The following is a 12811-nucleotide window of genomic DNA, read 5'->3' on the forward strand; positions in this document are numbered from 1 at the left end:
GTCAACGGTTCGCGTACGGCTCCACGGCCGCGGTCAGCGCCGCCCGCAGCATCCCCTTCGGCCGCGCCCCCACGATCGTGTTCACCACGATCCCCGCGCGGAACACCATCAGCGTCGGCATCGACAGCACCCGGTACGCCCGCGTGGTCTCCGGGTTCTCGTCGGCGTTGATCTTCGCGATCCGGACCCGGCCGGCGAACTCCCCGGCCAGCTCCGCGAGCGACACGGCGACCGGGCGGCACGGCGGGCACCACTCGGCCCAGAAGTCGACGAGCACGGGCAGCCGTGCCCCCAGGACGACGTCGGCGAACGTCGCGTCGGTGACGGTGATCAGCGGATCTTCAGGCATCGGGTCTCCCGTTCCTCGATCGCCTGGGCCAGCTGCACCCGCAACCGGTCCCGGACGGCGGACAGCTGATCGAGGCACCCCTCGACCTCGGCGAGCTTGCGGCGCAGCACCGCGACGGAGTCGGGACACACGTGCCCGGCGGCGTTGCCGGCGCGCAGGCACGCGACGAACGGCCGGATGTCGTCGAGCCCGAAGCCGGCCGCCAGCAGCGCCCGGATCTCGTGCACGACGCGCAGCTCGCCCTCGTCGTACCGCCGGTAGCCGTTGGCGTCGCGGCTCGGCTCGACCAGGCCGTGCTCCTCGTAGTAGCGCAGCGTGCGGGCACTGGTGCCGGCCCGCTCGGCCAACTCCCCGATCAGCATGCGACCCAAGCTAGGCCTTGCCACCGGCGTCAAGGCAAGCGTTGTGACGCCGGCTACCCGCCGGTGGCGGCCCCGCTCGAACAGGGGAGCAGGCCCGCGCGGTCCTTCGCCGCCAGGACGTGCCGGGCGGCGTCGGTCAGGCGCGCGTCGAACGACGGCGACCGGCGCGCCTCGGCCACGAGCGCGTCGGCCATCGGGCCGGCGTCCTGCGGCCGGATCGTCAGCACCATGTCGCCGCCGGCCGCGACGAACGTGACCGCCCGCTCGCCGACCGGCACGACCGCCGCCGCGTCCGCCGCGCCGACGTCGTCGGACATGACCAGGCCGTCGTAGCCGAGCCGCTCCCGCAGCAGGCCGGTGATGATCGGCTTCGAGTACGTCGCGATGCCGGTCCGGTCGAGCTGCGGATACCGGGCCGAGGAGATCATGACCCCGGCCGAGCCCGCCCGGATCCCCGCCGCGAACGGCTGCAGGTACGGGTCGGTGGCGGTGGTCGTCGCGTCCACGGCGTCGCGGGAGACGTCGGTGTTCGCCCGTACGCGCCCGAGCCCCGGGAAGTGCTTGAGGACGGTCAGCACGCCCTCGCCCTGCGACGCGGCCACCGCAGTCCCGACGTCCGCGGCGACCTCGCCCGGGTCGGAGCCGTACTGCCGGTGGAACGCCCCGATCGGTGGGTTGCCCACGCCGATGCTCACCGGCACGGTGTCGGCGACCGGGGCCAGGTTCACGGTGACGCCGATGCCGTGCAGCCGCCGCGCGCTGTCGCGTACGGTGTCCCGCAGCTTGTCCGGCGAACCGCGCCCCAGCCGCTCGGCCGTGGGCATCAGGGGGAAGTCGGCGCCCTTGAAGGTCTGCACGTTGCCGCCCTCCTGGTCGGCGGCGACCAGCGGAGGCACCGGCGCGGCGCTGCGCAGCGCGGTGATGTCGGCGCGCAACGCGTCCGCCGAGCGGGTGCTGCGCCCGGCCAGGAACACCCCGCCGAGGCCGTAGCGGCGCACGGCCGCCTCGAGCTCCCGCGGCGACCCGACCGGCGTCCCGATCATGAGCGCCTGACCGGCCCGTTCCTCCAGCGACAACCCGGCGAGCGTCCCCGCGGCACAGTCCACCGGCGCGGACACCGGCGTGGACGCCGACGGCGCGGCGGATGACGGCAGCGGCGCGGCGGTCGGAACGGGGGCCGGCGCGGGCGAGGCGGCCGGCGGCCGTTCCGAGCAGCTCGCGCCTCCGGCGACGAGGCAGAGAGCGGCGACTGCGTGAACCGGGCGTCTCCACATCGGGCCCACGTTATCGCGCGGCCGCGGCGAGGTCCCTCTAGCGTGGGGGAGTGCGCCACTACTCCGTCGACCTGGCCGCGCCGTCCGGCGGGCGCCGGGGAACCCTCGCCGTGTACGGGCACTGGGGCCGGCCGGTGCTGGTGTTCCCCAGCGAGGGCGGCGACGCCTGGGAGTTCGGCCGCAACGGCATGGTCGGCGCCGTCGAGGGGCTCGTCGACGCGGGACGGGTGAAGCTGTACTGCGCCGACTCGTTCGACGCCGAGACGTGGTCCGCGCACCACCTGCCGCTCGAGGAACGGGCCTGGCGGCACGCCGCGTACGAGTCCTGGGTCCTCGACGCGGTCGTGCCGCACATCCGCGACGACACCGGCCCGGACGCGGAGATCGTCACGCTGGGGTGCTCGCTGGGGGCGTACCACGCGCTGAACTTCGCCTTCAGGCACGCCGATCTCTTCCCGGCCGCCCTGTGCTTCTCCGGCAACTACGACCCCGGCACGTGGAACGGCTGGGGCGACCGCGGCGACGCCGTCTACTTCAACAACCCGGTGGACTACGTCGCCAACCTGCACGGCGACCACCTAGCGTGGCTGCGCGACCGGCTGAGCGTGTTGCTGGTGTGCGGGCAGGGCCGCTGGGAGGACACGACCGGCGCGCTCCCGGCGACGCGGCGGATGGCCCGGTTGCTGGCTGACAAGGAGATCCGGCACGAGCTGGACCTGTGGGGCCCGGAGATCCCCCACGACTGGCCGTCGTGGCGGAACCAGCTCGCCAAGCACCTGCCCCGCTTCTGCTGACCGGCCGGCGGCTCAGCTCAGGTGGAAGCGGGGGTCGACGGCCAGCTTCGCGAGATCGGGGCCGCTCAACGGAAGCTTCTTCAGCGGCGCGAGACCCGGCTCGGCGTTCGTGGCCGTACGGGACTGGGCGACGTACACCACGATGCCGTCCGGGTGCCGGTACGCCGCCCACTGGCTGATGCGCGTGTCCGATCCCGAGGGCGTCGCCACCCCCACCCGGGCCCGGCCGACCCGGACCACGTGGCAGTCGCCGCCCAGTCCCCAGAACTCGGCCGCCAGCTCGCACGGCCCGGCGGGCAGGCCGTTGCCGCGGGTGTGCACCTCGGCCAGCAGCCGGCCGGTGCCCGTGCCGTCGGCGACCGCGGCGGACGCCAGGTAGCCCCACGAGTTGTGGTCCTCCACGGCGGCCTGGTGGTCCCGCAGCGGGATCCCGTCCCGCGCGGTGCCCTCCGGCTTCGTGTAGCCCTCCGGTACGACAGTGAGCAGCACGTCCAGGAGCTGCCGGCCCTTCTCGTAGCGCTCGCCGGACCGCGCGGTCGCGTCCTCCTGGGGCCGGCCGTCGCCGTCCAGCGGCCACGACGGCTTGGTCTCGGCCCCGGCGTCGCTCGGGGCTCCGGTGACGGTTGCGGGCGCGGAGGCGGTCGGCATGGGCCGGGGTGGGCCGCCCGCCTGCACCGGGCCGCCGCCGCTGCGGGAACCGCCGTCACCGCCGGCGATCAGCGGCCCGGCCACCAGCACGGCGGCGACCACCGCGGCGGTCGCCCCGGCGCCGGTCCAGGCCCGGCGGTGCACGGCGCGGCGACCGGCCGCGACCGCGGCCGCCGACTCCATGGGCGGGGGCGTCCGGGCGGCGGTCATCGTGGCCCGCAGGGCCTCCCGCAGGTCGTTCTCGTTCACGGTGCCTCTTCTCAGTCGGCTGTCACGGGGTGGGAGATCAGCGACCGCAGTGCGTCCAGCCCGCGCGCCGCCTGGCTCTTCACCGTCCCGGGTGAGCAGTGCAGCGCGGCCGCCACGTCATCCACGGACATGTCCTCCCAGTACCTCAGCACCAGGACGGCCCGCTGCCGGGGCGGCACCGCGGCCAACGCCCGCACCAGATCGACGCGGTCGTCGGCGGACGCCTCCGGCAGCGGCGCGTCGACCGGCGTCTCCTGCGGGCGTTCCCGCCGCCACCAGCCGCGCCGCCCGTCGTCGATGAAGGTCCGGATCACGATCTTGCGGACGTACGGGTCCAGCGCGTCGTGCCGCCCCACCCGGTGCCAGTTGACGTAGAGCTTGGTGAAGGCGGCCTGCACGAGGTCCTCGGCCCGGTGCCAGTCGCCGCAGAGCAGATACGCCGTCGCCCGCATGGCCCCGGAGCGGGCCGCGAAGTACTCGGCGAACGCCCCGTCCCGATCGCTCATCTGCACCCCTATCCGTTCGGTCCCGCTAAGCACGAGACCGGGACCCCGCCGGGTTGCACGCCGGGACCGGGAATCACCCCGCGGACCGCCCGTCGGGGCGCGCCGCCAGCCGTTCGGCGACGTGCGGGCGGGCCGGCGACGCGGCGTCGCTCAGTCATGGCCCGCATCGTGCCGTGGGGGTACGACACCTCCGGCGAGGTTCTTGCGCATGCGGACCAGGGGGACCGGTACGCCGCCCGCCGCGTCGGTCAGGTGCTCGACGACCCGGTAGCCCGCGGCCTCGTACAGGGGACGGCCGGACAGGGTGCCCATCAGCTCCAGGACCGTGAAGCCCTCCGCGGCGGCGGCCGCCTCGCAACGGGACAGGATGAGCCGGCCCACGCCGCGGCGGGCGTACGCCGGGTGGGTGTACATGGCGCGGATCTTGGCGGGGTCGCGAGCCGGGTCGAGTGGGGCGGGGTCACGGCCGATCGAGTGGTCGCCGCCGTAGAGGGTCGCGCGCCGGCTCCAGCCGCCGCAGCCGGCCAGGTGCCCGTCGAGCTCGGCCACGAAGTACGTGCCGTCGTCGACGAGCTGGGTGTCCAGACCCATGATCGCGTGGCTCGAGGCGATCTGCGCCGGGTCGAGGAACCCGCGCTGCAGGCCGGCGATCGCCGCGTCGATCAGCGGCCGTAGGGCGGGCAGGTCCGCCCGGGTGGCGAGCCGGCTGGTGAGCGTCATGCGCCCAGGATGCCGGGCGCGCCGGAGCGGGCCGAGGGCGCCTCGCCCCTCGGCCCGCCGTTACCGGCCCGTTCTCAGTAGACGAACAGGGCCATCCCCGTGCCACCCGGGACTGTGTGGGATCGCGCCGAGAGCGCCGCCGGGGCGACGAAGGCGAACGACGCCGGCTCGCTCACCCCGCCCGGCGTCGTCACCACGATGCTCGCCGGGCCGGCGGCCCGCGCCGGGACCGTGAGCCGGAGGGTGGTGTCCGAGACCCGGACGAACGGTACGGTCGCTGTGCCCGCCGTGACCTTCGAGGCCGCGGTCAGGTTCGTGCCGGTGACCGTCACCGTGGTCGTGGTGCGGGTCGAGCCGGTCGTCGTGCTCAGTGCGGTGACCGCCGGGGGCGGCGGGGCGATCCAGGTGAACTGGGCGCCGGGAACCTCCGCGGTCGTGCCGCCCGGGGTGGTCAGCCGCAGCTGGAAGGCGCCGGCCGCGTGCACCGGCAGGGTCACCTTGAGCTGCGTGTCCGAGACCTTCGTGTACGGCACGGTCACGCCGCCCACGGTCAGCTTGGTGGACTCGGTGAAGTTGGCCCCCGTCACGACGACCGGGGTGCGGGCGTACGTGAACCCGCTGTTCGGCGTGACCGACGTGATCTCGGGGACCGGCGGGGCGACGTACGTGAAGGATCCGGTCGTGTTCTCCCCGCCCGGGGTGGTGATCCGCAGGGCCGCCTGTCCCGCCGCGTGCGCGGGCAGGGTGACCTTCAGCTGGGTGTCGGAGACCTTGGCGAAGGGGACGTTCCGACCGTCCACCGTGACCTTCGTGACGCCGGTCAGGTAGGTGCCGGTGACCACGACCGGCGTCGTCCGGTAGGTCAGCCCGCCGGCCGGCGTCAGCGCGGCGACCACGGGCGGCGGCGGGTTCTCGTACGTGATCGAGCCGGCCGTCGTGCTGGTGCCGGCCTTGTTGGTGACCGTGACCGGGTAGGTGCCGGCGGTCTTCGCCGGTGCGGCGAAGCTGAGCGACGTCGCGGTGACGGCCTTCGCGGGCGCGGACGACGTGCCGATCTTCACGGCCGTGACGCCGGTCAGATCCGTGCCGGTGAGCGTGACGGTCTGCCCGCCGAAGACGAGGACACTGGCCGGGCTCAGGCCGGTGATGCCGGGCGGTGGCGGGACGTACGTGAACTTGCCGGCCGGGCCGGTGGCACTGGTGCCGGCGTCGTTCGAGACCGTGACGTCGACGGTCTCGATGGCGTGCGCGGGAGCGACCGCCACCAGCTTGGTCACGCCGCCCGAGGTGACCGGCTCGAACTGCGCCGCGGTGGCGCCGAACCGGACCGAGGTCGCCCCGGCCAGCCCCGCACCGGTGATCGTCACCGAGGTGCCGGCGGTGCCCTTGGCGACCGACAGGGCGGCGACGGTGGGCGCGATCGCGACCGGCGCGGCCGGGGTGGTGATCCCGCTGACCGTGTACGCGCCCGACACCTGCCGGGTCACGAAGTCCCAGGACAGCTTGGCGTCGCCCGCGTTGCCCCAGCCCGTACCCCACGAGTTGCGGATCAGCACACCCTGCGCGTCGTACCCGTACGCGGCGATCATGTGGCCGCCGAGGTTCGTGCCAGTGAGCGTCGAGTAGACGGTGTGGGTGCGCAGGTACATGAAGTCCCGGAAGACCGGGATGCCCAGGGCGACCGGGCTGCCCGAGGCCAGCGCCTGCATGATCGAGGTCTTGGCCGTGGCGCCCTGGCCGGCCCCGTTGAACAGCCGGGTCCAGCCGCTGACCCGGTAGTTGCGGGCGTTGGCGATCTGGCCCGCGGTCGGCGCGCTCTGCCAGTTCGTGGTGCCCTGCCAGTAGTCGGACTGGGTGTCGACGCCGGCGGACTGCGCGTTCGCGAGCACGGCGTCCGGGTTCAGGCCGGCGTTCGGCGCGCCTCCGGGCGCCACGTTGCGCATGTACAGGAAGAGCGGCGCGTACGGGGCTCCGGCGCCCGACGTACGGTTCGCGTAGTAGCCCATGATGCTGTAGCCGATGGACCACGCCACGCAGGAACCGATCTGACCCTGGTCGCCGGGGGACGGCGCGTACGAGCGCAGATCGACGGAGGTGGGCAGGACATCGAGCGCCCCGGCGCCGCCACGGACCCGCGCCGGGGTGCGGCCGGCGCTCGGCAGCAGCCCCCCGACGGCGTGCGGCAGGGCGGAGGGGCGGCCGGTGGCGGCCTCGGCGGCGGTCGCGGAGACGCTCACCGGCGCCGCGGTGATGACCGCGGCGGCGAGCAGCATCCAGCCGCGGGTGAGGGTGCGGGAAGTCAGGCGCATCCGGGGTCCTTTCCAGTGACGCGTGGGCAGCCCTATCGGCCCGGTCCGCGAAACCTTGAGCACTTCTTGATCCGCGACCCGTGGAGCCGGGAGTGGAACCGACGACGGAGCCGCTGCCCGGCGCGCCCGCGGCGACGGCTCGACGCCCGTGGAGACCCGGCCGGCGGCCACCGGCCCCGGGGTCGTCCGCGCGCAGTCGTCCGGCGCGCAGTACGGCCATCCGGGCGCGGGGCACCGGACCGGCGGCCGTGGTGCGGTGGCCGCCGGTCCCCGGTCAGCGGGTCACAGCCAGTCCGACTCGGTGGCCGTGCGGATCGCCTCGACCCGGCTGCGCGCGCCCGTCTTGTGGATGATCGTCGACAGGTAGGTGCGGACCGTGCCGGCGGTCAGGAACAGGGCGCTGGAGATCTCCCGTACGGACATGCCCTCGGCGGCAAGCCGCAGCACGTCCCGTTCCCGGGCGGTGAGCGGGCTGGCGTGCCGGCGTACCACCGCGGCGGCGAGGCACGGCTCGATGAACCGTTCCCCCGCGGCGACCCGGCGGACGGCGTCCACCAGGTCCTGGACGCGGCAGTCCTTGCTGAGGAACGCCTGCACCTTGCGGCAGAGGGCGTGCCGCAGCGCACCCGAGGCGGCTCCGGTGGTCAGGGCCAGGACGGCGCCGCCGGGCTCATGGCCGGTGATCGTGTCGAGGGCGCCGGTGACCGACGGGCTGAGCGTGTCGAGGTCGACGACGACGAGCTCCGGGTCCCAGCTGCCGAGCAGTTCCGGGGTCACCTCGGTGCTCGTCGCCTCGGCGACCACATCGAGGTCGTGGTGGTGGGACAGGGCTGCGCCCAGAGCGGTTCTGAGCAGGATGGCGTCGGCGACCAGCAGAATGCGGATCACGGGGGGTTCCTTCCCGGGAATGTGCCTGCCGGATCCGTCCGGGCACGTCACGGTGCGGACCGGCGACGGACAGGGATCGGGTACGCCCGGACGCCACCTCGACGGCGGCGCGGCGGGCGCGGGAAGGATTCAGCCGGGGGGAAGGGCGAGGGTCAGGCGGCGGCCGTGGCCACCCTCGGAGGTGTGGACGAGCAGGCCCGCCGGGCGCAGCGCCGGCCGCCAGGCGGAGGAGGTGGTGGCCCAGCCGCCCGCACCGGCCGGCGAGCCGCCGCTGGCGGAGACCGGGCTCATGCCGGGGGCGGGCACCCCGGGAGCGTGCGGGGGCGCCGGGACGGAACCCGGTTCGCCGGTACGGTCACCGCGCGGCCCGGACCGGTTCTCCCGGGTCGTGGTCGCGCTGTCATCGCAGGTCAGCGTCTGTTCCCCGGCGGCCTGTACGGCCGGCGGTTTCGTCTGCCGGGGTGCCGACGCGGCCGGCGGCAGGGCCGGTGCCCGCGCATGGCGGACGCCCGGCCGGGGAGCGGCGGGCAGGTGGACGGGAGCGACGCCGATGCCGGGGGACGCCGTCGGCGTCCCGGTCCGGCCGGCGGGGAGAGGCACGGGCGGGACGGCCGTCTCGACGACGGGGCCGACGACGGTACGGGTCATCGGCCGCAGCACCACCTCGGTGGCGGTCTCGGCGGCCGGCCGCACGATCAGCTCGACGACGGGGCGGACCACGGTCCGGGTCGCCGGCCGCACGACCACGTCGACGGCGGTGCCCACCACGCCTCGCACGGCAGGCCCGAGCACCGGCTTCGTCACGGGGGAGAGCCGGGTGGTGACCCGCTCCGTCGCCCGGTCCAGGGTGGACCGCAGCGGAGCCGGCCGGTGCACCCGCGCGACCGGACCGCCGGCGTGCCGGCGCACCGCCGACATGGTCCGCTCCCGCACGACGGGCGCCGGCTGCCGGACCGTGGCGCGGACCACCTTCCGGACCGGCCGCCGAGCGTCGTCAGTGGAGCGAACCGTCGTGCCGGTGGCGCGGATCGCCCGGCCAGTGGAGCGGATCGTCCTGCCTGTGGCGTGAACTGCCCTGACCGTGGGGTGAGCCGTCCTACCGGTGGCCCGGATCGGCTTGCGGGCGGAAATCTGGTGGGCCGTGGTCCTGGTGGCGGTGGTCTTGCGCACCGGCTCGGCGCGCTTGCTGGAACTCGCCGAGCTGCGAACGCTCGCCGAGCTGCGAATCGGCGCCGGGCGGTGGACGGCGTGCCGGACGGTGTCCGTGGCGGCGCGCACCGGCGTGGCCTTGCGGACCGTCTCGCCGGCGGTGCGGACCACCCCCGGACCGCTGTCCCCGGAACCGGTCACGGCGGCGAGGGGAGCAGCGGGCGAGCGCCCGTCGGCATGCGCCGCCCCGGCGCTGAACAGCAGGTAGGCGACGATCGCCAGCCCGCTCAGAATCATCAGACGGATAGCGGTCCGGATAATGTGCCGCGGTAGGTGTCCGGTCGCTGATGACATCGACACCGCAGCTCCATTCCTCTCGCACGAATTCGGCCGTCCACTCGCGACCGTAACACCGGCGCGCGGTGATCGCACAACTCGGAGCGCGCCTCTTTTCCCTGGGGTTCTTCGCTCAAACCCTGCGTTTGTCAGAAATCCCCGGTGAGCGTGTGCCGGTCACCTTCTGACATCGGCGACTAGGGCGGAGGGTGCCCGGCACGGCAGCATTGGTGGGGACAGGAAAGGAGCCGGCATGGACCGCCGATACGACGCCTATTGCGCCGCTGACCCGCTGTTCTACGACTCCCTCGCGACCGCCGAGCGCTCGGCCGGGGACTTCCCGGCGGCGCGCCGGCCGCTTCCCGAGGGATGGCGGATCCAGGCGCACGACGACTGGCTGATCGCCGGTCCGGTCGGCGCGGTCCTGCCCCGGCAGGGCTGGAAGATCCATTCTTCGGGTTGTCCGGAGAACGCCGAGAAGATCGTTGACAAGGTCTGGGAGTACTGCGTAGCGCGGTCAATACCGTTCAAGTTCCTGCGTTCTCGGCAGGTGCTGTTCATGCGCAACTCGAAGTATTCCCCGCGGGCCTCCAGCGGCAAGCTGGTGACCATTTATCCGGCCGGCGAACAGGCGTTGCACACGATCCTCACCGAGCTCGGCGCCGAGCTGGCCGGCGAGCCCGGCCCGTACGTCCTCAGCGACCTGCGCTGGGGCGACGGCCCCCTGCACGTGCGGTTCGGCGCCTTCGCGCACCTGTACTGCGTCGGCGACAACGGCGACCTCGTCCCCGCCCTCGAGGGGCCGGACGGCGTGCTGGAGCCCGACCGGCGGCAGGCGACGTTCAGCACCCCGTCCTGGGTGGAGCTGCCGTCGTTCCTGCAGCCGCACCTCGACGCCCGCAACGCGGTGACCACGCACGGGCTGCCGTACCGGATCACCGAGGTGCTGCACTACAGCAACGCCGGCGGGTTGTACGCCGCTCAGGACACCCGTACCGATGAGCGGGTCGTGCTCAAGGAGGCCCGCCCGTACGCCGGCCTCGACGGTCGCGGCGACGACGCCATCACGCGGCTGCGCCGGGAGCGGGAGATGCTCGACCGCGTCGCCGACGCCGGCTTCACGCCGCGGGTGCACGACACGTTCACGCTGGGCGAGCACGAGTTCCTGGCGCTCGAGTACGTCGAGGGCGACCCGCTGAACCGGCTCATCGTGCAGAAGTACCCGCTGACCGACCCGGACGCCGACGAGACGGCGCTGCGGGCGTACACGGACTGGGCGCTGAGGATCTACGACCAGGTGGACCGGGCCGTGCGTGCCCTGCACGAGCGCGGGGTGGTCTACGGCGACCTGCACATGTTCAACATCATGGTGCGGCCGGACGGGCGCATCGCGCTGCTCGACTTCGAGGTGGCCGCCCCGGTCACCGAGCGGCGCCGCCCGGGCCTGCGCAATCAGGGTTTCGCGGCGCCCCGCGACCGGGTCGGCCCGGCCGTCGACGAGTACGCCCTCGCGTGCCTGGCCCTCGCCCTGTTCCTGCCGCTGACCCCGCTGCTGCGCCTGGACCTCGCCAAGTCCCGGCACCTCGCGGACGTCATCGCCGAGCACTTCCCGGTCCCGCGGGCGCTGCTCGACGAGGCCGTCGCGCGGATCGAGGGCCCACACTCCGACCGGGTACGCCAGGCCGGCGTGCGGGACTGGTCGGTCTTCGACCCGGGACCCGACGGCTGGCCGCGGGCCCGCGACACCCTGGCCCGGGCGATCCTGGCCAGTGCCACGCCCGAACGCGACGACCGGTTGTACCCCGGCGACATCGAACAGTTCCGCCTCGGAGGGCTCGGGATCGCGTACGGCGCCGCCGGCGTGCTCTACGCGCTGGCGGAGGCGGGCGTGGAGATCCCCCCGGAGCACCGCGACTGGCTGCTCAAGCGGGCCGGGGATCCCGGGTTCGACCCGCGGCACGGGTTCCTCGACGGGCTGCACGGGGTCGCGTACGTCCTGGACCGCCTCGGGGAACGCCGCGCCGCGCTGGACGTGGTCGAGCGCTGCCTGACGGACCGGTGGGAGGGCCTCGGGCCCGACCTGGGCACCGGCATCGCCGGGATCGGGCTGAACCTGCTGCACCTGGCGCAGCGGACGGGTGAGACGGGCCTGCGCGCGGCGGCGTTCCGGGCCGCGCAGATCAGCCGGGACCGGCTCGGCGGGCCGGACTCGGTACCCGGGATCAGCGGCGGGCGGCACCCGTACGCCGGCCTGACCCGCGGTTCGAGCGGCGTGGCGCTGCTGTTCCTGCGGATGTACGAGGAGACGGCCGACGCCGAGTTCCTGGACCTCGCGGCCACCGCGCTGCGGCAGGACCTGCGGCGCTGCGTGACCAGGCCGGACGGCGCGCTCGAGGTGAACGAGGACTGGCGGACGATGCCGTACCTCGGTGAGGGCAGCGTCGGCATCGGGCTGGTGCTCGACCGCTACCTGCGGCACCGCCCCGGCGACGAGGACTTCGCCCGCGCCGCCGACGGGATCGCCCGGGCCGCCCGCTCGCCCCTGTACGTGCAGCCCGGCCTGTTCGCCGGACGCGCCGGCATCCTGGCCTACCTCGCGCTGCGGCCCGAGCCCGATCGGGAGCTGGTGTCCGCGCAGGTCAGCCGGTTGGCGTGGCACGCGTTGCCGTACGGCGGCGGCCTGGCCTTCCCGGGCGAGCAGCTGCTCCGGCTGTCGATGGACCTCGCGACCGGTACGGCCGGCGTGCTGCTCGCCCTCGCCCTCGCCCAGCCGGGCCGGCGCGCCGCACTGCCGCTGCTGGGACGGGCCGATGACTTCCACGCGGAGCGCGTGGAGACCGACGACGTGGACGGGAGGAGGTGAACGGACATGGCGCTCATGGATCTGCAGGGCATGGAGCTCACGGCGGAGCGCAACGGTGGCGGCGGAAGCCGGGCCTCGCTGCTGCTGTGCGGCAACAGCTCGCTCAGCGTGACCACCTGTAACTGATGACGGGCCGGCTCATGGCCGGCACCTGCACCCCCACCACGACACGAACGGCTCATCACGCGAAGGAGAAAGATCATGGCACTTCTGGACCTGCAGGGCATGGAACTGACCACCGAGCAGCGCAACGGCGGCGGCGGAAGCCGGGCGTCCCTGCTGCTCTGCGGCGACAGCTCGCTGAGCGTCACCACCTGCAACTAGCCGATCGATCGATCGCGACGCACGCGCCCCGGGTGCCGGC

13 protein-coding genes are annotated in these 12811 nt (G+C 74.2%); 4 read left to right on the top strand and 9 right to left on the bottom strand.

Annotated features, from left to right (window positions below):
• Position 1: 1 nt before the first annotated feature.
• The 3 genes from trxA to COUCH_RS09725 are packed head-to-tail and all read right to left on the bottom strand — an operon-like array spanning position 2 to position 1985.
• Complete coding sequence (gene trxA / locus COUCH_RS09715; RefSeq protein ID WP_249611730.1) at positions 2-349, bottom strand: thioredoxin; 348 nt, start codon at positions 347-349, stop codon at positions 2-4.
• On the bottom strand, positions 331-711 hold the full coding sequence (locus tag COUCH_RS09720) for a MerR family transcriptional regulator (protein ID WP_249611731.1): 381 nt from the start codon (positions 709-711) through the stop codon (positions 331-333). The genes trxA and COUCH_RS09720 overlap by 19 nt, the downstream gene beginning before the upstream one ends.
• Before the next feature lie 53 nt (positions 712-764).
• Positions 765-1985, bottom strand: a complete 1221-nt coding sequence (locus COUCH_RS09725) for a glycoside hydrolase family 3 N-terminal domain-containing protein (protein WP_249611732.1) — start codon at positions 1983-1985, stop codon at positions 765-767.
• A gap of 50 nt (positions 1986-2035) precedes the next feature.
• On the opposite strand from COUCH_RS09725, the gene COUCH_RS09730 reads away from it, so the two are divergent.
• Complete coding sequence (locus tag COUCH_RS09730) at positions 2036-2779, top strand: esterase family protein (protein WP_249611733.1); 744 nt, start codon at positions 2036-2038, stop codon at positions 2777-2779.
• Positions 2780-2791: 12 nt separating this feature from the next.
• On the opposite strand, the gene COUCH_RS09735 is transcribed toward COUCH_RS09730, so the two are convergent.
• The 6 genes from COUCH_RS09735 to COUCH_RS09760 form a co-directional block, all read right to left on the bottom strand.
• Positions 2792-3676, bottom strand: a complete 885-nt coding sequence (locus COUCH_RS09735; RefSeq protein WP_249611734.1) for a hypothetical protein — start codon at positions 3674-3676, stop codon at positions 2792-2794.
• A gap of 11 nt (positions 3677-3687) precedes the next feature.
• Positions 3688-4182, bottom strand: a complete 495-nt coding sequence (locus COUCH_RS09740; protein WP_249611735.1) for a SigE family RNA polymerase sigma factor — start codon at positions 4180-4182, stop codon at positions 3688-3690.
• A 150-nt stretch (positions 4183-4332) separates the two neighbouring features.
• Positions 4333-4902, bottom strand: coding sequence for a GNAT family N-acetyltransferase (locus COUCH_RS09745; RefSeq protein ID WP_249611736.1), 570 nt, complete (start codon positions 4900-4902; stop codon positions 4333-4335).
• Between the two features lie 74 nt (positions 4903-4976).
• Positions 4977-7211 carry an IPT/TIG domain-containing protein gene (locus tag COUCH_RS09750; protein WP_249611737.1) on the bottom strand — a complete coding sequence of 745 codons (2235 nt, stop codon included), beginning with the start codon at positions 7209-7211 and terminating at the stop codon, positions 4977-4979.
• Between the two features lie 282 nt (positions 7212-7493).
• Complete coding sequence (locus COUCH_RS09755; protein ID WP_249611738.1) at positions 7494-8099, bottom strand: LuxR C-terminal-related transcriptional regulator; 606 nt, start codon at positions 8097-8099, stop codon at positions 7494-7496.
• 129 nt (positions 8100-8228) lie between these two features.
• A complete protein-coding gene (locus tag COUCH_RS09760; RefSeq protein WP_249611739.1) occupies positions 8229-9545 on the bottom strand; it encodes a hypothetical protein in 1317 nt (438 codons plus the stop codon).
• 292 nt (positions 9546-9837) lie between these two features.
• On the opposite strand from COUCH_RS09760, the gene lanKC reads away from it, so the two are divergent.
• The 3 genes from lanKC to COUCH_RS09775 all read left to right on the top strand — a co-directional run bounded on the left by lanKC (position 9838) and on the right by COUCH_RS09775 (position 12771).
• Positions 9838-12447: a class III lanthionine synthetase LanKC gene (gene lanKC, locus COUCH_RS09765; RefSeq protein ID WP_249611740.1), complete on the top strand. Its 2610-nt coding sequence runs from the start codon at positions 9838-9840 to the stop codon at positions 12445-12447.
• Between the two features lie 6 nt (positions 12448-12453).
• Entirely contained in the window at positions 12454-12573 is a 120-nt protein-coding gene (locus COUCH_RS09770) for a SapB/AmfS family lanthipeptide (RefSeq protein ID WP_249611741.1), read from the top strand.
• A 75-nt stretch (positions 12574-12648) separates the two neighbouring features.
• A complete protein-coding gene (locus COUCH_RS09775) occupies positions 12649-12771 on the top strand; it encodes a SapB/AmfS family lanthipeptide (protein ID WP_249611742.1) in 123 nt (40 codons plus the stop codon).
• Positions 12772-12811: the final 40 nt, after the last annotated feature.

This window comes from Couchioplanes caeruleus, from assembly GCF_023499255.1.
Lineage (GTDB): Bacteria > Actinomycetota > Actinomycetes > Mycobacteriales > Micromonosporaceae > Actinoplanes > Actinoplanes caeruleus_A.